This window comes from Pseudomonas sp. R3-18-08, from assembly GCF_003852065.1.
Classification (GTDB): domain Bacteria; phylum Pseudomonadota; class Gammaproteobacteria; order Pseudomonadales; family Pseudomonadaceae; genus Aquipseudomonas.
In genome coordinates, this window is record NZ_CP027729.1 from 3,337,421 (window position 1) to 3,358,505 (window position 21,085).

The following is a 21,085-nucleotide window of genomic DNA, read 5'->3' on the forward strand; positions in this document are numbered from 1 at the left end:
CAGCGGCGACGGATGGTTTCATCTTGTCCAACTTAGGCCGAAGAAACCACTGGCCTCAGTGAAAATCCCGGCTGCGCACCACTATGCCTTCCAGCAGCGGCGTCAGGTCGGTCAGGCGCCCAGCGATCAAATGCCGCACCTCGCCCACCGCCTCCCAGCGCCCGTCCACCTTGAGCAGGCGCGACCCGACCAGGGCCTGGCGCTGACGTTCGGCCAGGTCGCGCCAGACCACCACATTGAGGTTGCCGAATTCATCTTCCAGGGTGACAAAGGTCACGCCGCTGGCGGTGCCCGGGCGTTGGCGCCCGGTGACCAGCCCGGCGACGCTGACATTGCGCCCATGCTCCACGGTCAAAAGCTCCCGGGAACTGCGACAGCGGCGCCTGCGCAGTTCCGCGCGCAGCAGCGTCAGGGGATGCGGCCCAAGCGTGGTGCCGAGCGTGGCGTAATCAGCGTGCAAGTCCTCGCCGACCGTGGGCTGGGGCAACGCCACCGGCGCTTCATCGGGGCTCGGCAGGCCGGCAAACAGGCCCAGTTGCGTGTGCACGCCGGCCACTTCCCAGCGCGCCTGGTGGCGGTTACCGGCTAAAGCGCGCAAGGCGCCGGCATCCGCCAGCAGCGCTTGGGCGCGCGCATCCAGGCCGGCGCGGGCGTCAAGGTCGGCGATGTCGCTGAAGGCGCGGCGCTGGCGCACGGCCTCGATGCGCCGGCCATCCTCTTCGCGAAACCCGCTGATCATGCGCAGGCCCATGCGGATTGCCGGCTGCTGGCCGTCGATGGGTTCCAGGCTGCAATCCCAGTCACTGGCCTGCACGTCTACCGGACGGATCTGCAGGCGATGCCGGCGCGCGTCCTGCAGGATCTGGTCCGGGCTGTAGAAGCCCATCGGCCAGCTGTTGATCAGCGCGCAGGCAAAGGCCGCCGGCTCATGGCATTTGAGCCAGCTACTGGCGTAGGTCAGCAAGGCAAAGCTGGCCGCGTGGGACTCGGGAAAACCATAGCTGCCAAAACCTTTGATCTGCTCGAAAATCTGCGCGGCAAAGGCCTCGGTGTAGCCGTTTTTCAGCATGCCCTCGCGCAGGCGCTGTTGATGCGGTTCCAGGCCGCCGTGACGTTTCCAGGCGGCCATGGAGCGGCGCAACTGGTCGGCCTCGCCAGGGCTGTAGTCGGCGGCGACCATGGCGATCTGCATCACCTGTTCCTGGAACAAGGGGATGCCCAGGGTGCGTTCCAGCACTTCTTTCAATGCCGGTGACGGATAAGTGGTGGGCTCCTCCTTGTTTCTGCGACGCAAATACGGGTGCACCATGCCGCCCTGGATCGGCCCCGGCCGCACGATGGCAACTTCGATCACCAGGTCATAGAAGGTTTGCGGCTTGAGCCTGGGCAGCATCGACATCTGCGCCCGCGATTCGATCTGGAACACGCCGATGGTGTCGGCCTTGCTGATCATCGCGTAGGTGGCCGCATCCTCCTTGGGAATGCCTGCCAGGCTCAAGTCCAGGTTGCGATGGCGGCGCAGCAGATCGAAACAGCGGCGGATCGCGCTGAGCATGCCCAGGGCGAGGATATCGACCTTGAGCAGGCCGACGGCGTCGAGGTCGTCCTTGTCCCACTGAATGATGGTGCGCTCGGCCATGGCGGCGTTCTCCACCGGCACCAGGGTGTCCAGCGGGTGTTCGGAAATCACGAAGCCGCCGGGATGCTGGGACAAATGCCGGGGAAAGCCGATCAACTGCTGGGTCAAGGTCAATACGCGGCGCAGCAGTGGGCTGTCCGGGTCGAAGCCGCTTTCACGCAGGCGCTCCAACGGCGGCGCGTCGTCACTCCAACGCCCGCAGCACTCGGCCAACGCGTTGACCTGGTCCGCTGGCAGGCCGAGGGCCTTGGCCACATCCCGCACCGCGCCGGTCGCGTGGTAACTGCTGACCACCGCCGTCAACGCCGCGCGCGTGCGGCCATAACGCTGGAACACGTACTGCAGCACTTCTTCGCGGCGCTCGTGCTCAAAATCCACATCGATATCCGGTGGTTCGTTGCGTTCCCTGGACAGGAAACGTTCGAACAGCACGTTGCTCAGGCTCGGGTTGATTTCGGTGATACCCAGGGCAAAACACACCGCCGAGTTGGCCGCCGAGCCACGGCCCTGGCACAGGATCGAGCGGCTGCGGGCAAAGCGCACAATGTCGTGCACCGTGAGGAAATAGCTTTCGTAGCCCAACTCGCTGATCAGCTCCAGCTCGGTGTTGATCTGCTTCAGGGTCTTGGCATCGATGCCGTCGGGCCAGCGCTGGGCGATGCCTTCCTTGGTGAGGGTGCGCAGCCAGGATTCGGCGTCATGGCCGGCGGGCACCAGCTCGCGTGGATAGTGGTAACGCAACTGGCCGAGGTCGAAGCTGCAGCGCCGCGCGATGACGAGGGTTTCATCGAGCAAGGCTTGCGGGTACAGCGCGGCCAGGGCGTCGAGGCTGCGCAGGTGCCGCTCGCCATTGGGATGCAGATGCAGGCCGGCTTCGGCCACCGGTACGTGATGGCGGATGGCGGTCATGGTGTCTTGCAGGGCGCGGCGCCCGCGCGCATGCATGTGCACATCACCGCAGGCGACGGCCGGGATTTTCAGGCTGGCCGCCAGCTGCAGGCGTTGCTCCAGATGCCGTGCATCGTCCTGCCCGCAGTGCAAGTGCACGGCCAGCCACAAGCGCTCGGCGAAGGTACGGCGCAGCCACTGGATGCTGGCCTGGGTGTCGCTGTCCTGCGCCACCCACAACGCCAGCAGGCCGGGCAGCGGTTGCTCGAAGTCTTCCTGCAGCAGGCGATAGCTGCCCTTTTCGGCGCGGCGGCGGGCCAGGGTGATCAAGCGGCACAGGTGCTGGTAACCGCTCAGGTTTTCCACCAGTAGCACCAGCTTCGGCCCGTTCTCGATGCGCACTTCGCTGCCGATAATCAGCGGCAACTCCAGCGCCTTCGCCGCCTGCCAGGCGCGCACGATGCCCGACAGGGTGCATTCGTCGGTGATCGCCAGGGCGCTGTAGCCTTGGCGTTTAGCCCGCTCGAAGAGTTCCAGCGCGCTGGAGGCACCGCGCTGGAAGCTGAAGTTGGACAGGCAATGCAGTTCGGCGTAATTCATGCCTGCCCCGCCCCTGTAGGAGCGAGCTTGCTCGCGAAAAACCCAAGGGCATCGCATTCATTCTGGTGCCGCGCGTTATCGTTAACCACCTTCGCGAGCAAGCTTGCTCCTACAGAGGGTGGCGACCTATGGGCTTTCATGCAAACCAGCCTTGCAGCCACAGGCCATCCTGTTGCCCCACCGTGCGGTAGGCCCAGCCTTGCTGGCCGGTGCGGGTCTGGATGAGGTAATAGTCGCGGCGGATATCGGCGCCATCCCACCAGCCGGATTCGATGCGTTCCGGCCCCATCAAAATCTGTACGCCCTGCTCGGCCAGCAAGGTCGGTTGGTTCAACAACCAGCCAGGGCGCCGGACTTTGTTCAAGCTCGGGCATGGGTGGCTGTCGACGGCGGCTTGCCAGGCGCATTCAGGGCGATGGTCGGCGTGAAAACGCAGGCCCTGCACCGCCTCATCGCCCAGGCGCGCGCGCAGGCGTTCGCGCAATTGCTCCCAGGGCAAGGACTGTTGCGGACGGTCGTCGAACAGGTCCTGGCGCTGCGGCACGAATACCGGCAAGTCCTGGGCCACCAGGCGAAACCCGCGCACCGGCGCAGTGACCTGCACCTGTTCCAATCGCCCTCGGGCCAGTTCGAACAGCATCAAAGGCTCGCGCTCGGCGCTCAGCAGGCCGACCTTGATCACACTGTCCGCTGCCTGGGCATGTTCCAGGTGCAGGTCGAAACGCTGCACGCCGCTGTCTCGCCCGCACAGGAAGGCGGCCAGGTCGGCGGTCAGACGGCGCAAGGGAAACAGCAGCGCCTGGTGGGATTGCACATCGAAATTCAACTCGATGCGTACATCGAACTGGTCCGGCGGCTGATAGAATCCCAGGGCCAACGGCCGCTGCCCGCTCAGGGCGTCGAGGTGCTTGAGCAGGCTGGCGTCAAAGCGCCGCGCCAGGGTGTGCCGGGGCAGCGCCTGCACTTGGGCCAACGTGCGCAGGCCCATGCGCGACAACGCGGTGGCGGCCTGCGGTTCAATTCCGGCGCGGTCGACCGGCAATGGCGCCAGGGCCTGCATCAAGGCGCTGTCGTCGGCCACCGCCAGGCCATCGTAACGGTTGGCCAACACCCGGGCCGCCGCCGGGTTGGGCGCGGCGACGATGCGGTGACGAAAGCCCAGCTCGGTCAACTCTTTGCGCAAGCGCGCCTCGAACTGCGGCCAGGGCCCGAACAGGCCCAGGCTCGACTCGATCTCGAACAGCAAGGCGCGTGGGTAATACACGCTGACCTGGGAACTGAAGCGGTAGGCCCAGGCGGCGAGAAACTGCTGCCAGCGCTCGATTTCCAGCGGGTCGTACTCGGCACAGGCGAAGGTCTTGGTCAGCGCATGCGCCGCCGTCAGCGACTGGCCGGGGCGCAACCCCAGGGCGCGGGCGGCGGCATTGACGGTTTGCAGCACGCGCCGCTGCGGCGTACCGGCCAGCAGTGCCAGCGGTTGGTCGGGCTCGGGATGGGCACGCAGCACCCCGTCCAGCGCCAATTGCGGGAAGACAATACAGACCCAGCGCATGGCAACCTCAATGCCCCGCCAGGGCAATCGGCGCCGGGTGGGCCAGGCCGCCCCGGCATTTGAGCACGCGCACTTGCGCAGGCCTTGCCTCGACCGCCAGACGCAAGGCGGCCGGCGATGGGTTGATCGCTTCACTCAAGGCGCGCCAGGCAAACGCCAGGGTCTGCCCGGTTTCCGCAGCCACCTGCAAACGGCGCAAGGCACGGTCATCGGCCTTGCGCGGCCAACACAACACCGCACCACAACTGCCGGAGCGCAGGCATTGCTCCACCGCCCACAGCGCGTCGCGCTCCTGGGCCTGGATCACCGCGAGCTGGCGCACATCCACCCCGGCGTTCTGCCAGGCATGGGGATACGGCGTGTAGGGCGGTGCCACCAGCACAATACGTTCGCCCATCGCCGACAAGCGCGCCAGGGTCGGCAGCACCAGTTGCAGCTCGCCCACGCCGTCCCTGGCCGTCAGGATTTCACTCAAGGCCGCCTCCGGCCAGCCGCCGCTGGGCAGCACCGCATCCAGCGCCGCAAGCCCGGTGGGATGCACACTGGCCGGTGGCGCGGCGGGCCGGCCCTTCCAGACTCGTCCGCCATTGAACAGCGAGTCCAGGGCAACTACGGCGCCCATCAGCCTTGCCTCACCAGGCCGCAGAACACCCCTTCGATGGCCAGGTCCTGATCGGCCCCGACTACGATGGGTTGATACGCCGGGTTGCGCGGCAACAGGCGCACCTTGTCGCCATGGCGCTCGAAACGCTTGATGGTGACTTCACCGTCCAGGCGCGCCACCACAATTTGCCCGTTCAAGGCCTCGGCACTGCGCCGCACGCCCACCAGGTCACCATCGAGAATGCCGTCTTCGATCATCGAATCGCCCTGCACGCGCAGCAGGTAGTCCGGGGTCCTGGCGAAGGTGGCGGGGTCGAGCTGCAGGCGATTGTGCACTTCGGCATCCGCGCCGATGGGCAGGCCTGCAGCCACACGGCCGAGCACCGGGATGTCCAGCCATTCCGGGCGCGGCGGTTGGTTGAGCAGGCGAATACCCCGGGCCTGGTTGGGGTTGACCTCGATAAAGCCGGCTTCGGTCAGGGCCACTACATGCTTGCGGGCGACGCTGCGCGAGGCAAAGCCGAACGCCTCGGCGATCTCGGCGAGGCTCGGGGGCTGACCTTGCTGCGCGATGCGCTCGCGGATGAAGGTCAGGATGGCGGTACGGCGGGGGGTCAGGGTCGTCATGGAGTACATTTGTACTCTTGTGGGAAATTTCTGACAATAGCCGTCAGTCGGCGATACGCCTCGGTCAAATGTGGGAGGGGGCTTGCCCTAATGCCAGTCAGTTAAGCGTACACCGCCGTCTGTAGGAGCGAGTTTGCTCGCGAAAAACGTCAACGATAACGCGTGCTTTCTGAATGAACGCGGTGCCTGTGAGTTTTTCGCGAGCAAGGGCTAGCCGCCCGCCTCGCTCCTACAAAAAGCCTTAACTGACTGGCATTAGGGCTTGCCCCCGATGACCATAGGTATCTACACAACTTTGGAGCAGCCAACAGTAACCACGATGCGAAGCGAGTCGCTCTTGATCTTGCTTTTGATCTAGGCGCCCCGTTAAACCACGCTGGCCGGAATCCGATAGTGATTTGGGGGGTAAACCGGCAGGGATGCCGGTTTAGCCGCCCCGCGCCATGGATGGCGCGTGGCGGCGGCCCCCCAAATCGCTGTCGGATTACGGGCACACCGAGCCTAAGCGAGGTGCCGAGTGGTGGGGCAAGAGCGTTTTGCTTACTTTTGCGCTTTTCAAAAGTGAGACGCCGTAAGGGCGGAACCCATAGCAGCCGTTACCGCAGCAACGGATATGTACTCGCCCTGATCCAGCATCCTGGTCGGCTGTCAGGCCGCCATCGGGAGCAAGCCCCCTCCTACATTTGGATCGCGCGGCATCAGTCAGATAGCTATAGGCCGCCAGGTCGCCACGGGAGCAAGCTCCCTCGCCACAGGTTCAGGGCTACGCCAAAGTTGTGTAGATACCTATGCCCCGATGACAGCGTATCAGTCAACTTATTGGTAACTGGCACACCGCCATCGGGAGCAAGCCCTCTCCCACCTTTTGATCTTCATGCTCGATCGAGCTACCACCGCTCTTTCAACATGCGCAGTTCCAAATGCTGCAGCAGCATGATGGTCTTGCCATCCACGATTTCCCCACTGGCCACCATCTCCAGCGCCTGCTCGAACCCCAGTTCCAGCACTTCGATATCCTCGCCCTCCTCCGCCAGGCCGCCGCCAGCCCCAACCCGGTCGCCCGGTTGGTATTCACCAATAAAAAAGTGAATCCGCTCGGTCACCGACCCCGGGCTCATGAACGCCGCATAGATTTTCTCGACATGCCCCACGCGGTAGCCGGTTTCTTCCTCGGCCTCCAGGCGAATGCGCTCTTCGGGGCTGGCGTTGTCGAGCAACCCGGCCGCCGCTTCGATCAGGTAGCCGGCGTAATCGTTGACAAACGTGGGCATGCGGAACTGGCGGATCAGCAGCACCGTGCGCTGCTCGCGGTTGTACAACAGGATGGTCGCACCGTTGCCCCGGTCGTACACCTCGCGGGTCTGGGCTTGCCAACTGCCGTCACGGCGGCGCAGCTCGAAGCTGTATTTCTTCAGGAGGTACCAGTTGTCCGAAAGGGTTTCTTCGGCGGTGATGCGCACGGGGCTGTTGTCCATGGTCGGGCCTTTGCTCAAAGAAACGGAGCATCGCGTGCAGGTCATGCAGCGTCAAGCCGGTCGCCCCGCTACATCGCTGCAACACTTTGCAAGCAATCCTGGGTCACGGCCGTCGCATTAATTTCTCCCCCTCCCGGCTCATCTGGTACAACCCGTGCTTCGCCCCTTTGTAATGGAACCTTCATGTCATCTCGTTCTATGCCCCGCCGGGGCCTGCGCTGGCTGGCGCTGCTGTGCATGGCCGTGTTGATCGTCGGCCTGCCGGTGGGCTGCGCCGTGCTGCAACACAAGGAGCGCGAGCTGGTGTTTCGCATCGAGCCGGGCACCGCAGGCTGGTACACCGGGCTGCCCAATGCCGTCCAGGAGTTCGATATCAAGCCCGCCACCTTCAAAGCCGGCCAGAATATTCATGGCTGGTGGTACCCGGCCGCGCAGAAAGATGCTCCCGCCATTCTCTACCTGCACGGCGTACGCTGGAACCTCACCGGCCAGCTGTTTCGCATCGAACAATTGCATGCCATGGGCTTTTCGGTGTTGGCCATCGACTATCGCGGTTTTGGCAAAAGCCAGGGCGACCTGCCTTCGGAAACCACGGTATATGAAGACGCACGCATCGCCTGGGAGCGCTTCCAGACCTTGCAACCCGACCCCGGAAAACGCCTGCTCTACGGGCATTCCCTGGGTGGCGCAGTGGCCATCGACCTCGCCGCAGAGCTGAGCAAACAGGTACCGCTGCCGGTGCGCGGGCTGGTGATCGAATCCACGTTCACTTCCCTGGGAGATGTTGCCACGGCGGTTGCCAATACCTCGTTGCCGGTACGCTGGTTGCTCTCGCAGAAATTCGACTCCATCGACAAGATGGCCGATATCCATATGCCCTTATTGGTGGTGCATGGCCTCGATGACCGCTACGTGCCACCGCGTTTCAGCCAGCAATTATTTGAAGCCGCCCAGGAGCCCAAGCGGCTGTTACTGGTGCCGGGTGCCAGTCATAACAACAGCATGAGCCTGGCCGGGCGCGATTATGGCCAGGCGCTGCACAAGCTGATGCAAACGAGCATGCCTTCACCGCTGGTCACGCACTCCACAGGCCGCGTGGGCGACTCATAAATGCGCTTTTCGGCACTGGGTTCGCTCAGGCCTGTCAAGCGCAAACCCTGGCCATATTGGCCCCCATTGAAAGTTGATCAAATATTGACCGCAGGTTAAATCGCCAACGCTGCCGGGCCCTTGCAAAGTTATCCACAGAGATACCCACGGTTTTCGTGGACAACTCTTTTTACTTTTTCAGGTTTTTTTTGCGCATCACGCGCCGTCAGGAAACGTGCCAGGCAGCAAGATCTCGCGATTCACCTCGCGTATATCGTTATAGCCACACAGTGCCATCGACACATCCAACTCACGGGCGATGATCTCGAGCGCTTTTGTCACGCCCGCTTCGCCCATCGCCCCCAAGCCATACAGGTGCGGGCGCCCGATCATGGTGCCCTTGGCGCCCAGCGCCATGGCCTTGAGTACATCCTGGCCGGAGCGGATACCCCCGTCGAGCCACACTTCAATCCGCTTGCCCACCGCCTCGACAATCGCCGGCAGCTGGCTGATGCTCGACGGCGCGCCATCCAGCTGGCGGCCGCCGTGGTTGCTGACCACCAACGCATCGGCGCCGGTATTGGCCGCCAGGCGCGCGTCCTCCACATCGAGGATGCCCTTGATGATCAGCTTGCCGCCCCAGCACTTTTTGATCCACTCCACATCGTCCCAGCTCAGGCGCGGGTCGAACTGCTGGGCGGTCCACGCCGACAGCGAACGCATATCGGCCACCCCCGTCACATGCCCGACGATATTGCCGAAGCCCCGTCGCTGGGTGCCCAGCATGCCCATCACCCAGCGCGGCTTGGTCATCATGTTGAGGATGTTCGGCAGGGTCAGCCTGGGCGGCGCGGACAGGCCGTTGATCAGATCCTTGTGGCGCTGCCCGAGGATCTGCAGGTCCAGCGTCAACACCAACGCATCAACGCCAGCCGCCTTGGCCCGTTCGATCAAACGCTCGATAAACCCACGGTCGCGCATCACATACAACTGGAACCAGAAGGGCTGGCCGACGTGCTCGGCAATGTCTTCCAGTGAACAGATGCTCATGGTCGACAAGGTATAGCGCAGGCCAAACGCCGCAGCGGCGCGGGCGGTGAGAATCTCGCCATCGGCGTGCTGCATGCCCGCCAGGCCGGTGGGTGCCAGCGCCACTGGCATGGCCATGTCCTGGCCAATCATGCTGGCGCGAATCGAACGCTCATCGATATTGCGCGCCACGCGTTGACGGAACTTGATCCGGGCAAAGTCGCTTTCATTGGCTCGGTAAGTGCTCTCAGTCCAGGAGCCGGAATCGGCGTAGTCGTAGAACATCCGCGGGACACGTTTTTGCGCAAGCTTGCGTAAGTCTTCGATGGTTGTGATCAACGACATCGGGTCACCTCTCCCTGGACTGTGAACAGACTGCACTGAAAACAAAGAGTACCCGGCCCTCGCCCAGCTAACCAGCCGTTGCGTTTATAAGCCTTGCCGAGTGTCGAGGTGCGGGTAGACGTCGAGCAGGTCGAGGGCATCGGCGACCGCATGGCCGCTGGCGGTATTGTCGAAAATGCACCAGGTGGGAATGCCCTCTTCAATCGACTGGCGCAGCAACCGCGCATACGCCTGCACCCGCTCGTGCCCATAGGCGCTGTGATAAATCCGCGGCGAGCCATGCAGACGCCAATAACGCACGCCGTGCCAGGCATCACCGGCAGCGATCACCGCAGGGTCGGCGCTGACCCAACCGATTTCGAGCGACTGCAACAAAGCCCCAGCCGCTAGCCAACTGGCATGGCGCGGTTCCAGCACCACGGTACCGGCAAACCGTTGGCGCAGCGCCTCGAAAAAAGCGCCGGCAACCAGCGGCTCATACCTCAGGGACGGCGGCAGCTGCACCAACAGGCAACCCAGCTTCTCGTCCAGTTGCAGGCATTGCACGAGAAACTCGTCCAAGGCGGTACCGCACTCCTGCAAGCGCAGTTCGTGGGTGATCCGCTTGGGCACCTTGACGGAAAAACGGAAACCCGCAGGCACCGACTCACGCCAACGCTCATAGGTTTTTGCCAGGTGAGGTCGATAAAACGAACTGTTGATTTCCACCGCGTTGAAACGCGAGGCATAGCGCTGTAAATGCGTGCCCTGCTCAGCGAACGCCGGCCAATGCTCGCGAGGCAAGCTCCAGCCGGCGCAGCCCACGTACAGAGGTGCTGTCAAAACAACACCGTGGCGGCATCGCGCATGAAAATCTCGATGGTCTTGGGGCCGACACCCTCGAACTCACCCAGGCGTTTTTCGAACGCCTGGCGGTTATCGCTGGCCTCGAGCATGCGGGTGATCTTGCCGCTGTACTCGGCGTTGAGCTTCGCACTCAGGTCCAACAGGCGTTGCGCCGTGGTTTCGTCGTAGCGCACGTAATGCGCGCGCCCCAACATCGCCACCAGCTCCCGCGATGTGCAGTGCTGCAATTTGCGCGGGGTGTCGCGGCCCTCCTCTTCAACGATCACCTTGTAGGCTTGCGCGGCAATGGGCGCCTGAATGCGCTTGCCCATTAGGAAACTGGCGATAAACCACTTGAACAGGCCGGTGTCATCGCCGGGCTTGAGCGCGATGCCCAACTCGGCCGCGCTGATGGAACGGGCCATGCTCACTGCCCCTTGCTGAGCTTCTCGTTGATCGCATCCGTCTGACGCTCGATGTCCTTGATCGAGGTTGGCGTCACGACCTTGTCGATGGTTTCGGTCTTGGGATTCGGACGTTCCAGGGTCTGCCCCTTGGTGCCGTCGGCATGGCCTTTTTGCGCGTCTTCGGAACTGATGGGTGCGGGGGTTTTATCGGCGGGCGTGTGATCGGTCACAGTGCTATCTCCTGGTAAACGGCCACCCACAGCGGCAGCCTTATGCAGCAGAACCCTGGGAATTTGGATTAGTTCAAGGAAATTGCCCGCTTGGCCGTTGGGTCAATTCACGCAAAAAAAATTTAAACCTTTTGCGCAGGGCGCGGCTCAACACTGATGTAACGGCATCACGCCATTTCCCAAGGAGAGACACCATGACGACTCGACTGATGAAACAAATGGGCCTGACATTCGCGCTGGTTGCGGGCTCGATTTCCACCGCGATGGCCGCCACGTCCAACGACTTTGTCGACAATGCCGCCGAGGGTGGTATCACCGAAGTGGAAGCCGGCAAGCTGGCCCTGGAAAAAAGCAGCTCGGCAGACGTGAAAACTTTTGCCCAACATATGATTACTGACCACACCAAGGCCAATCAGGAACTGATGGCCCTGGCGAAAAAACTCGACATCGAAGTACCGGATGACGCCGCCCTGACCGACAAGGCGAAGAAAGCCATCCTGGAAATGCGCGATGAATCGTTCGACAAGGCGTACGCCAACAACCAAGTCGACGCCCATCAAAAAACCGTCGACCTGTTCAAGAAGGAAGCTGAGTCCTCGGACAATGCCGAGTTGAAGGCCTTCGCCACCAAGACTCTGCCAACCCTGGAAGCACACCTGAAAATGGCCAAGGAGCTGCAAGCCAAACACGCCCATTAATCCTTCCATGACCCAAGGAGACACTCGACCATGAGTTCGCAACTCAACGGCAAGCACATCCTCGTCATCACCTCCAACACCGGCATCGAGCGTGACGAACTGCTCAAGCCCCTGCAAACCCTGCGTAGCTACGGCGCGACGGTAACGCACGCTTCCAGCAAAGGCGGCACCACCCAGACCTTTGTCGGCGATACGGAAAAGGACCAGACCGTGGAATCCGACGTGCAACTGTCGGACGTGGTCGGCGGCAACTTCGATGCGCTGGTTATTCCCGGCGGCACCGTGAATGCCGACACCCTGCGCCAGGACGCCGCCGCGCTGCGCTTGATCAATGAGTTCGCCCAGGCCGGCAAGACCATCGCGGCGATCTGCCACGGCCCGTGGGCGTTGATCGACGCCGGCGTGGTCAAAGGCAAGACCCTCACCGCGTATAAAAGCGTGCGTATCGACCTGGAAAACGCCGGTGCCGCCAGCGTGGTGGATGCCCAGGTGCAGGAATGCAAAGCCAATGGCTGGACCTTGATCACTTCGCGCACGCCGGACGATCTGCCGGCGTTCAATGAAGCGATTGCCAAGGCAGTCGCGGGCTGATCTTTAGGCCGCAACCAAAACAGGCGCCCCATGGGGCGCCTGTTTTTTTATCGCTGAATGCTTTTAGTTTTTGCGCTCTTGCGCCATCTCACGCTTGGGCCCGAACATCGCCCAGGCGATCAGCCCCAGCAGCGGTACGAAGACCAGCACCACCACCCACAACCCCTTGGTTTCCCAGCCCCCAGTGCTGCGCAATACGATATTGATCGCCCACAGTTCTAACAGCAGCAGAATCACCGCCAGTACGATCCAGATATAGTTTATTTCCATGCTTCACCTCCTGATGTCTAAGGCTTAGGTCAAGCAGAAGCGCCAAGGGTTCCATTGGATTTTTTTAACCGGCACCTGGACCGACGCGGTAAATGTGCGTTGTGCAATCCCGGCAACGACCGATCATGCAAGCTGCACGACAGCGAAACGCTAGCTGGACGCTATCCATTTGATTTTCAAGATAATTTTTTATACTTAAAAGTTGGTACGCGTCATGCAATCTTCTGACTCACGAGGCGTGCGTTTCGACATGCCCGACTACTACCCGTGAGGTTCCACATGAATGCCATCGACCTTCTCAAAGCCGACCATGAACGCGTCAAGACCCTGCTGACCCAACTGAGCGAATCCACCGAGCGCGGGGTGAAAAAACGCACCGAATTGCTGGCCAAGCTGGAGATGGAAATTACCCTGCATACCAAGCTGGAAGAAGAAATCCTCTACCCGGCTTTCAGGGAAGCCGGCGGCAAGGAACAGGACATCATGTATCACGAAGCCAAGGAGGAGCACCGCACTGTCGATTCACTGGTGCTGCCTGACCTGAAGCAAACCGATCCGTCTTCCACCGAGTTTTCCGGCCGCGTCAAAGTGGTCAAGGAGCTGCTGGAACACCATATCGAAGAAGAAGAAACCGAGATGTTTCCCCAGGCCAAGAAACTGTTGGGCAAGGCGAAGCTGGACGAGCTGGGCGCGCAAATGGAAGCGATGAAAGCAACTTACAAGAAGTCTCTGGCGAGTAAGCCATTGGCCGCGTGATGCTCTGTTTTCAAGCCCTTCCCTGATTTTGCGGTAGCGACAGGCCTGCTCACAGGCCCTGTCGCGTTCCATCGCGACTGAAAATCATGAATATGCTCGCGACAGTGACAGCGCTGCACACCGGGCAGGCAAAGTAGTTCGGGATGTTACTGGAACACCGGTCAGCCAAGCCTTAATCGGAAACCGAGACGCCCCTTTTCATGCGCCGCCGCTACCACCGAACCCGCAAAAGGACGCAGCGCAATGCTGCCCTGTGGCAGAACGTCGCAGATTACGCGCGGTGGCCAAGGTTGGTAGACTCTGCACCCTTCTCGTTACTCCTTTTCAAAGCCGGGTGGGCCGCTGCACAGCCATTCAGGCGTTTCACAGGACGCACAGTTGATGAGTACGTTATTCACCCGCCGCAAAGTGCTGACCGGCATGGGCCTGTTAGGCCTGGGCAGCCTGCTGGGCGGCTGTGACTACAGCCCCAAGCTGAATTTCAAGTACGGCAAGGACCTCAGTGACAAGATCATGGGGCGCACCTTCAAGCTCAAGAACACCGCCGGCGAAACCGTCACCCTCAGCTCGTACCGTGGCCTGATGCCCGTGGTGTTCTTCGGCTTCACCCAATGCCCGGCGGTCTGCCCGACCACCCTGGCACGCGCCGCCCAGGCCAAGAAGCTGATGGGCCGCGACGGTGAAATCATGCAAGTGGTGTTCATCACCCTGGACCCCGAGCGCGACACCCCCGAGATTCTCGACAAATACGTCAAGGCCTTCGATCCAAGCTTCGAAGCCCTCTACGGCACCCCGCAGGAAATCGCCGTGGCCGCCAAGGAGTTCGGGATCTTTTATGAAAAGATCCCCGCCGGCGACACCTACACCCTGTCCCACACCGCCACCAGCTTCGTGTTCGACACCCGTGGCAACCTGCGCCTTGGCTTGCAGGCGTCCCTTACCGCTAAAGAGTGCGCAGAAGACCTGCTCACCGTCATGGAGGTCTGCTAATGACTGCCGTTCAACACCTCAAGCGTCTCACCCTCGGCCTCACCCTGCTCGGCCTCGCCGCCCACGCCAGCGCCCAGGTGCAAGTGACCGACGCCTGGGTCCGCGCCACCGTGCCGGGCCAGCCCTCCAGCGGCGCGTTCATGACCGTCACCGCCGACAGTGACAGCCAGTTGCTGCGCGTAGCGTCGCCCGTGGCCAAGGACGTGCAGATCCATGAAATGAGCATGAAGGACGACGTAATGCGCATGGGCCCGGTGGACTCGGTGGCGCTGCCCGCCGGCAAGGCCGTAACCCTCGACCCGAATGGCTACCACGTGATGCTGATGGGCCTGACCGGGCAGATCAAGGAAGGCGACCAGGTGCCGCTGACCCTGACGGTAAAAGATGCCAAGGGCGCTGAGCAAAGCATCGAAGTAAAGGCTGCTGCGCGGGGTGTTGACGGAATGGACCATAGCCAGATGGACCACAGCAAGATGCATTGAGGCTCGAACCCGGTCAGAAATGTGAGAGAGGCGGTGCGACGATTCGACTTGCCCCCGATGGCGGTGGGTCAGTCACAGATGCAGTGACTGATACTTGCTCATCGGGGGCAAGCCCCCTCCCACATTTGGATTGCGGCGTATCAGTTACATAGCCGTAGATTGTCAGGTTACCCACGGATTCGGAACCTCGCGCGCCCATGCAAATCGACCCCGCCTTCATCCTGCACCAGACCGAATACTGGCTGCTCAACCATCATCAGTCTTCAAAACTGCCGGGCTACCTGATGCTGGGCGCCAAGGCACCGATTGCTTCCCTGGCTGACATGCCCGACGCCGCACTGGCCGAACTGGGCGGTCTGCTTGCCCGAACCCAACGGATAATGGAAACGCAGCTGCAGCCCAAGTGGCTCTACATCAGCCGCTACGGGCATATGCCGGGATTCGCGCTGCACTTTCATTTCATCCCCGTCTATGACTGGGTAGAGCAAGCGTTCTGGCAGGACGAACGCTATCGCACGCTGCACAATTTCGGCTCGCAAGCACAGGCCAAAACCCTGACCGACGGGGCTGAGCTGACGCTGTTTGTATGGCGTGAATTTGGCGAGAGTGATGCGCCGCCGCTGATTCAAGGGCCCGGAGTGGAGCAGGTGATTGAGCGATTGCGCACTGGTTTCAAAGATCGTTCCCACGCTCCCGCGTGGGAATACAGCCCGTGACGCTCTGCGTCACCTGAGCGCAGTGGCTGGCAGGACGCGGAGCGTCCCGGAAGGCATTCCCACGCAGAGCATGGGAACGATCACGGCTATGGGGTAATCGACGGAGCAGGCGATTACGTGACAAGGCACTCGCTTTGGTCGCCTGCCGCACCGGAATTCTGCGCAAGCTTTTTCACCATCGGCACACACGCCAACACCAGTCCCGCTGGCGAGCGATACACCGCCTGCTCATGCCCCACATACCCGCACGCTCTATAAAAGCTCACCGCATTCAACGTCGAGTCAAGCACCACCTCTGCAACCGCCCGCTGCCGCGCAACGTCTTCCAGGTGATCAAGCATCGCCTTGCCATAACCGCGCCCGGTGAATGCGGACCGTACGAACAACGCCCCGATTTCATTGTTGGCCAGGTCAAGCATGCCCGTGACGACGGCTTCACCGTTCACCCACCCCATGTAGAACAGTTTTTCCATCAGGATGCTGTAACCGTCGCTTGCGCGGCCTCGGGTCCAGAGCGACATTTGCTCAGCGCTGTAGGCGCCAATGCACTGACTGCGGATGGCCTCGCGACGAATCTCAAACGCCCTGTCAGCGTCTTCTGGTGTGGCTCGTTTTATCTCCAGCACAGCGCTCCCCTTCTCCAGGATTCAAACTGCCATTAGCCCATTTGTGCTAATCGACCCACATCTCCCCCAGCGCTATATTCCTCGCCACTTCCAACGCCCAACCAACACCACGCATTCAGCGCGTGAAGCGCCGTTGCGCATTGGAAAAACCATAACAACCCAAGGAAGAAGCACCATGAAACTCCATTCCCTCGTTACTCGTCTCGCCCTGCTTGGCGCACTGATCATCGGCGTCGCCGGTTGCAGCAATATCAAACCCACCGAAGACCATCTCAAGACGCTGTCGGAGACCAACTTGGGTGAACCCGTGAAGCGTATTGCCAATGTGCGCAGCGACTCCATGACAACCTATTACATCGCGAGCACCGCGTCCGGTGACTATAACTGCGTGCTCTCAACCGGCGTGGGTGGCGCACTGCATGCAGTCGGCAGCTTTGGCCTGATAAAGCCTGCCGCTTTCTGCCAACCCAAAGGGGCACGTGGCAATGGGTTGACGCCATTTATGCAGTAATTTGTTCCCGACTGAGCTCACGCAGGGTGCCACGCAATTGCGCAGGTCGCACCGGTTTGGACAGGATCGCGATCTGACGATCGTGCAACGCGGCCTGGATTTTCTCCACGTCGTGCCCGGTGAGGATCAGCGCCGGCACCGCCCAACCGCGTTGCCGGCGCAGATGGTCGATGCATTCGATGCCGGTAGCATGATTGCCCAGGTCGTAGTCGGCGACGATGATGTCGCAGTCGCTGACCAGGTCATGCCCTGATGACTCTGCCTGCACCTGGCAGCCCCAGCGCTCCAGCAAGGCCTGGGTAGCGAGCAGTACGTTGTGGTCATCTTCCACCAGACAGACTTTCAAACCCGTCAACAGCCCGGCCTGGCGTGCCTCATCGCGCGGTGCCGGCTGACGTGGCGCGGAGGCTGGCGTCAGGCCGTACAGGCTGACCGAAGTGCCATGTCCCACCCGCGAGCGCAGACTTACCTGCAGGTCCATCAAGCGTCCCAGGCGCTTGACGATCGACAGCCCCAGGCCCACGCCTTCGACGTCTTTGTCGCGCACGTGGCGTACCCGATAAAATTCTTCGAAGACCTTTGACAGATGCTCCTCGGCAATTCCCCGCCCACGGTCATGAATCTCCACCGCCAAGCCACCGCCACGCCTGCGTACGCCAATCAACACCGGCCGTTGCGCACCGTATTTGAAGCAATTGGACAGCACGTTTTGCACCATGGTCGCCAACAACGCCGGATCCACCTGCACCCAGTGCGCGCACGGGCGCAACTGCAAGTGCACCCCGGCCCAGCGCGCCGCTTCGGCGTTCTGGCGCACCAGGTCAGCAAGGAACTCCCCCAGATCGATCACCTGGTACTTGGGCAGCAGCCGACCGTTATCGAGGGTGTAGAGGTCAAGAATCGAGCGGAACAGTTGCGACACGTTGAGCAACGAACGGTCGATATTGTCCACCAATCGCCGCTCTTCATCGCCCAGCCGGGCTTCGCGCAGGCAGGCGGTGAACAGGCCGATGGAGTGGATCGGCTGACGCAGGTCATGACTGGCCTGGGCCAGGAAGCGGGATTTTTCCAGGTTGGCGGCGATGGCTTCTTCGGAGGCCTTGCGCGTGCGCTCCAGCAGTATGTGCGCGTAGACCGGGATCACCGTGCTGGTGATCATCAGCATCAGCACCATGAACGGCTGCGCCTGCCACCACGGCGTAAGCCGGTACACCACCAGCAGCGCCAGCAACGCCAGCCCGGTGGCAATCGCCAGGTAACGCGAGCCGTAACGCATGCCATTGCCCAAGTTGACCCACACCATCACCGCATACAGCGGCAACGCCGCTTCACCACCCACTACCAGGCCGAATGAGGTACCAGTGTAATCATGCAGCATGCCGAAAATCCGCCGCGCCGGGTAATGCCCCGGCCAGCGCGCAATCACTTGGCGCAGAGCGATGGACGCGAGCAGGAACACGAAAATGTACAGAATCACCGGCAGATAGGTGTCCAGCGAATGCCCGGGCAAAAAACCCAGCACGCCGATATACACAATGGCGATCGCGGCCACCATGATGCGCAGGTTGGCCTGGTCGAGTTCGGAGTTGGTCTCAAGACTCATAGTCATATCCTTGACATGCCCTTTGCGGGCGCGGTGGTAAAGTAACATGCCTCAGCACAGCCATGCCCCAGGAAGGAGCCCATCATGACCGGCCGGATCATCATCGCCGACGACCATCCGATGTTTCGCGAAGGCATGGCGCGTACCGTACAGCGCCTGCTACCCGAGGCCGTGGTACAGGAAGCCGGCACCCTGGATGACGTGCATGGATTACTGCTTGACCCCAACGACATCGACACGCTGATCCTCGACCTGCGCTTCCCCGGGCTGACTTGCATGAGCCAGCTCGCCGACCTGCGCCGACAACTGCGGCGCACCACGCTGGTGGTCGTATCGATGGTGGATGACCCGGCGCTGATCGAACAGGTGATGAACCTGGGCGTTGACGGTTTTATCGGCAAGAACATCGCCCCCAACGAGATCGGCCAGGCGCTGTTGGCGATCCGTGAAGGTGAAGTTTTGGTCAAGTTCGCCCCCTCGGGCCTGTTGCCCCTCGACATCCACACGCTTACCGCCCGTCAGCGAGAAGTGCTGCGCCTGATCGCCCAAGGCAAGACCAACAAGGAAATCGCCAAGGCCCTGGCGATCTCGCCGTTTACCGTGCGCATTCATGTGTCGTCGTTGCTGCGCAGTTTGAAGGTGCCGTCGCGGGCTGCGGCGGCGGTGAAATATTACGGCGAACTCTGACGCTGCATCCGATATTTATGCTCACTCCCAAGCTTAATAATATTTTATTAAAAACCACCCTCCCCCTAGCCTTGAAGTCATGCCCACGTTGAATCCAACTGCATGACGCAAGGACAGACACATGACTCAAGCAATAACAAAAACCGACACCCTGGTGGTCGGCGCCGGCCAGGCCGGCGTGGCCATGAGCGAGCATTTGAGCAAGCACGGCGTGCCGCACCTGGTGCTGGAGCGCAGTCGTATCGCCGAGCGCTGGCGCACCGGGCGCTGGGATTCACTGGTGGCCAACGGGCCGGCCTGGCATGACCGTTTTCCCGGCCTGCAATTCGATGATGTGGCGCCCGATGGCTTTGCGCCGAAGGAGCGCGTGGCGGATTACTTTGAAGCCTATGCGCGCAAGTTCAATGCGCCGATTCGTACGGGCGTGGAGGTGACGTCGGTGGTGCGCAATGAAGGCCGTCCAGGCTTTACCGTACACACTAGCCAAGGCGTGATCGAAGCCAACCGCGTCGTGGCCGCCACCGGGCCGTTTCAGAAGCCGGTGATTCCGGCGATTGCACCGACAGATACCGCGCTGCATCAGCTACATTCCGCCGATTATCGCAACCCGGCGCTACTGCCGGCGGGCGCCGTGCTAGTGGTGGGTGCGGGCTCTTCCGGCGTACAAATTGCCGATGAACTGCAACGTTCCGGTAGTCAGGTGTACCTGTCGGTCGGCGCCCATGACCGTCCGCCTCGCGCTTATCGCAACCGGGATTTCTGCTGGTGGCTGGGGGTGCTGGGCGAGTGGGACCAGGCCGCGATGAAACCCGGCCGCGAGCACGTGACCATCGCGGTGAGCGGCGCCCACGGCGGCAAGACCATCGACTTTCGGGAACTGGCCCAGCACGGCATGACCCTGGTCGGCCTTACCCAAGGGTTTAACGGCAGCGTCGCCACGTTCCAACCGAACCTGATAGAGAATCTGGCCCGTGGCGATGAAAACTACCTGGCCCTGCTGGATGCGGCCGATGCCTACATAGAGCGCAACGGCCTCGACCTGCCGCTTGAGCCCGAAGCCCGCCGCCTATTCCCGGACGCCGACTGCATCAAGCATCCGATCCTGGAACTAGACCTTGCCCAGGCCGGCATCACTTCGATTATCTGGGCCACCGGGTTTGCCGTGGACTACAGCTGGCTCAAGGTCGACGCATTCGACGCAGCCGGCAAGCCCCGGCACCAGCGCGGCGTAGCCAGCGAAGCCGGGATTTATTTCCTGGGGTTGCCGTGGCAGTCGCGCCGTGGCTCGTCGTTTATCTGGGGCGTATGGCACGACGCCAAGTACGTGGCCGACCATATCGCCATTCAGCGTCAATACCTTGAGTACCGCGAAGCCGCCCCGCTGGCTCGCCCCTCCCCTGTCAGCGCCTGATCCCTTTGCCGGAGTTTTTTTGATGCCTACTCATACTCGCATCCGCATGTTCAACACCCAGGAAACCTACCCCAACCAAAGCCTGGACAACGACCTGTGCCAAGCCGTACGTGCCGGTAATACCGTGTATGTGCGCGGCCAGGTGGGCACCGATTTCGACGGCAACCTGATCGGCCTGGGCGACCCGCGTGCCCAGGCCGAACAAGCCATGCGCAACGTCAAGCAACTGCTTGAGGAAGCGGGCTCCGATCTGTCGCATATCGTCAAGACCACCACTTACCTGATCGACCCGCGCTATCGCGAACCGGTGTATCAGGAAGTCGGCAAGTGGCTCAAGGGCGTGTTCCCGATCTCCACCGGGCTGGTGGTTTCAGCGCTGGGCCAGCCGCAGTGGCTGATGGAAATCGATGTGATCGCGGTTATTCCAGAGTAAGG

Annotated in this window: 23 protein-coding genes and 1 pseudogene; 11 read left to right on the forward strand and 13 right to left on the reverse strand. The window is 61.8% G+C overall.

The features are described 5' to 3' along the window. Nucleotides 1-55: 55 nt before the first annotated feature. The 5 genes from C4J92_RS15210 to C4J92_RS15230 form a co-directional block, all read right to left on the reverse strand. Nucleotides 56-3,127: an error-prone DNA polymerase gene (locus C4J92_RS15210; protein WP_124404454.1), complete on the reverse strand. Its 3,072-nt coding sequence runs from the start codon at nt 3,125-3,127 to the stop codon at nt 56-58. A 136-nt stretch (nt 3,128-3,263) separates the two neighbouring features. Further along, the gene (locus C4J92_RS15215; RefSeq protein ID WP_124404455.1) at nt 3,264-4,679 is read right to left on the reverse strand and encodes a DNA polymerase Y family protein; all 1,416 of its coding nucleotides are present in this window, start codon (nt 4,677-4,679) and stop codon (nt 3,264-3,266) included. A 7-nt stretch (nt 4,680-4,686) separates the two neighbouring features. Continuing rightward, a complete protein-coding gene (imuA, locus tag C4J92_RS15220) occupies nt 4,687-5,301 on the reverse strand; it encodes a translesion DNA synthesis-associated protein ImuA (protein WP_124404456.1) in 615 nt (204 codons plus the stop codon). After that, nucleotides 5,301-5,918 carry a transcriptional repressor LexA gene (gene lexA, locus C4J92_RS15225; RefSeq protein WP_124370974.1) on the reverse strand — a complete coding sequence of 206 codons (618 nt, stop codon included), beginning with the start codon at nt 5,916-5,918 and terminating at the stop codon, nt 5,301-5,303. The genes imuA and lexA overlap by 1 nt, the downstream gene beginning before the upstream one ends. A gap of 878 nt (nt 5,919-6,796) precedes the next feature. Then, nucleotides 6,797-7,384 carry an NUDIX domain-containing protein gene (locus C4J92_RS15230; protein WP_124367319.1) on the reverse strand — a complete coding sequence of 196 codons (588 nt, stop codon included), beginning with the start codon at nt 7,382-7,384 and terminating at the stop codon, nt 6,797-6,799. A gap of 183 nt (nt 7,385-7,567) precedes the next feature. Here C4J92_RS15230 and C4J92_RS15235 point away from each other — a divergent pair, with 183 nt between their 5' ends. After that, nucleotides 7,568-8,494 (forward strand): alpha/beta hydrolase, encoded by a 927-nt coding sequence (locus C4J92_RS15235; RefSeq protein ID WP_124404457.1) that lies wholly within the window; start codon nt 7,568-7,570, stop codon nt 8,492-8,494. 195 nt (nt 8,495-8,689) lie between these two features. Here C4J92_RS15235 and C4J92_RS15240 read toward each other — a convergent pair whose 3' ends face one another. The 4 genes from C4J92_RS15240 to C4J92_RS15255 form a co-directional block, all read right to left on the reverse strand. Continuing rightward, nucleotides 8,690-9,847, reverse strand: coding sequence for an alpha-hydroxy acid oxidase (locus tag C4J92_RS15240; protein WP_124404458.1), 1,158 nt, complete (start codon nt 9,845-9,847; stop codon nt 8,690-8,692). Nucleotides 9,848-9,931: 84 nt separating this feature from the next. Further along, nucleotides 9,932-10,669: a DUF72 domain-containing protein gene (locus C4J92_RS15245; protein ID WP_124404459.1), complete on the reverse strand. Its 738-nt coding sequence runs from the start codon at nt 10,667-10,669 to the stop codon at nt 9,932-9,934. Beyond that, the gene (locus C4J92_RS15250) at nt 10,666-11,097 is read right to left on the reverse strand and encodes a DNA methylase (RefSeq protein ID WP_124370978.1); all 432 of its coding nucleotides are present in this window, start codon (nt 11,095-11,097) and stop codon (nt 10,666-10,668) included. The genes C4J92_RS15245 and C4J92_RS15250 overlap by 4 nt, the downstream gene beginning before the upstream one ends. Nucleotides 11,098-11,099: 2 nt before the next feature. Continuing rightward, nucleotides 11,100-11,309 (reverse strand): hypothetical protein, encoded by a 210-nt coding sequence (locus tag C4J92_RS15255; RefSeq protein ID WP_124404460.1) that lies wholly within the window; start codon nt 11,307-11,309, stop codon nt 11,100-11,102. A gap of 194 nt (nt 11,310-11,503) precedes the next feature. Between C4J92_RS15255 and C4J92_RS15260 the strand changes: the two genes are divergently transcribed. Then, nucleotides 11,504-12,007, forward strand: coding sequence for a DUF4142 domain-containing protein (locus C4J92_RS15260; protein ID WP_124363187.1), 504 nt, complete (start codon nt 11,504-11,506; stop codon nt 12,005-12,007). 30 nt (nt 12,008-12,037) lie between these two features. Beyond that, a complete protein-coding gene (locus C4J92_RS15265; RefSeq protein WP_124404461.1) occupies nt 12,038-12,598 on the forward strand; it encodes a type 1 glutamine amidotransferase domain-containing protein in 561 nt (186 codons plus the stop codon). A gap of 63 nt (nt 12,599-12,661) precedes the next feature. Here the strand turns inward: C4J92_RS15265 and C4J92_RS15270 are convergent, their stop codons facing one another. Then, nucleotides 12,662-12,868, reverse strand: coding sequence for a hypothetical protein (locus tag C4J92_RS15270; protein WP_124363189.1), 207 nt, complete (start codon nt 12,866-12,868; stop codon nt 12,662-12,664). Nucleotides 12,869-13,147: 279 nt separating this feature from the next. Between C4J92_RS15270 and C4J92_RS15275 the strand changes: the two genes are divergently transcribed. Beyond that, nucleotides 13,148-13,624, forward strand: coding sequence for a hemerythrin domain-containing protein (locus C4J92_RS15275; RefSeq protein ID WP_124370981.1), 477 nt, complete (start codon nt 13,148-13,150; stop codon nt 13,622-13,624). An 82-nt stretch (nt 13,625-13,706) separates the two neighbouring features. Here the strand turns inward: C4J92_RS15275 and C4J92_RS27540 are convergent. Next, a pseudogene (locus tag C4J92_RS27540) lies at nt 13,707-13,796 on the reverse strand (DUF2946 domain-containing protein); the annotation flags it as partial. A gap of 209 nt (nt 13,797-14,005) precedes the next feature. On the opposite strand from C4J92_RS27540, the gene C4J92_RS15285 reads away from it, so the two are divergent. From C4J92_RS15285 to C4J92_RS15295, 3 genes are all read left to right on the forward strand, one after another. Then, nucleotides 14,006-14,614, forward strand: coding sequence for an SCO family protein (locus tag C4J92_RS15285; protein ID WP_124370982.1), 609 nt, complete (start codon nt 14,006-14,008; stop codon nt 14,612-14,614). Beyond that, nucleotides 14,614-15,096, forward strand: a complete 483-nt coding sequence (locus C4J92_RS15290; protein ID WP_124363192.1) for a copper chaperone PCu(A)C — start codon at nt 14,614-14,616, stop codon at nt 15,094-15,096. Before C4J92_RS15285 ends, C4J92_RS15290 begins: the two co-directional genes overlap by 1 nt. Nucleotides 15,097-15,293: 197 nt before the next feature. Further along, the gene (locus tag C4J92_RS15295) at nt 15,294-15,812 is read left to right on the forward strand and encodes an HIT family protein (RefSeq protein ID WP_124404462.1); all 519 of its coding nucleotides are present in this window, start codon (nt 15,294-15,296) and stop codon (nt 15,810-15,812) included. Nucleotides 15,813-15,925: 113 nt separating this feature from the next. Here C4J92_RS15295 and C4J92_RS15300 read toward each other — a convergent pair whose 3' ends face one another. Continuing rightward, nucleotides 15,926-16,438: a GNAT family N-acetyltransferase gene (locus C4J92_RS15300; protein ID WP_124404463.1), complete on the reverse strand. Its 513-nt coding sequence runs from the start codon at nt 16,436-16,438 to the stop codon at nt 15,926-15,928. A 175-nt stretch (nt 16,439-16,613) separates the two neighbouring features. Here C4J92_RS15300 and C4J92_RS15305 point away from each other — a divergent pair, with 175 nt between their 5' ends. Beyond that, nucleotides 16,614-16,949 carry a hypothetical protein gene (locus C4J92_RS15305; RefSeq protein WP_124404464.1) on the forward strand — a complete coding sequence of 112 codons (336 nt, stop codon included), beginning with the start codon at nt 16,614-16,616 and terminating at the stop codon, nt 16,947-16,949. On the opposite strand, the gene C4J92_RS15310 is transcribed toward C4J92_RS15305, so the two are convergent. Then, on the reverse strand, nt 16,939-18,552 hold the full coding sequence (locus tag C4J92_RS15310) for a hybrid sensor histidine kinase/response regulator (RefSeq protein ID WP_124404465.1): 1,614 nt from the start codon (nt 18,550-18,552) through the stop codon (nt 16,939-16,941). The genes C4J92_RS15305 and C4J92_RS15310 overlap by 11 nt on opposite strands. Before the next feature lie 84 nt (nt 18,553-18,636). Between C4J92_RS15310 and C4J92_RS15315 the strand changes: the two genes are divergently transcribed. The 3 genes from C4J92_RS15315 (at nt 18,637) to C4J92_RS15325 (ending at nt 21,083) form a co-directional block, all read left to right on the forward strand. Then, nucleotides 18,637-19,239: a response regulator transcription factor gene (locus C4J92_RS15315; RefSeq protein ID WP_124404466.1), complete on the forward strand. Its 603-nt coding sequence runs from the start codon at nt 18,637-18,639 to the stop codon at nt 19,237-19,239. A 121-nt stretch (nt 19,240-19,360) separates the two neighbouring features. After that, nucleotides 19,361-20,650: an NAD(P)/FAD-dependent oxidoreductase gene (locus tag C4J92_RS15320; RefSeq protein ID WP_124404467.1), complete on the forward strand. Its 1,290-nt coding sequence runs from the start codon at nt 19,361-19,363 to the stop codon at nt 20,648-20,650. Nucleotides 20,651-20,672: 22 nt separating this feature from the next. Beyond that, nucleotides 20,673-21,083 carry a RidA family protein gene (locus tag C4J92_RS15325; RefSeq protein WP_124404468.1) on the forward strand — a complete coding sequence of 137 codons (411 nt, stop codon included), beginning with the start codon at nt 20,673-20,675 and terminating at the stop codon, nt 21,081-21,083. Nucleotides 21,084-21,085 lie beyond the last annotated feature (2 nt).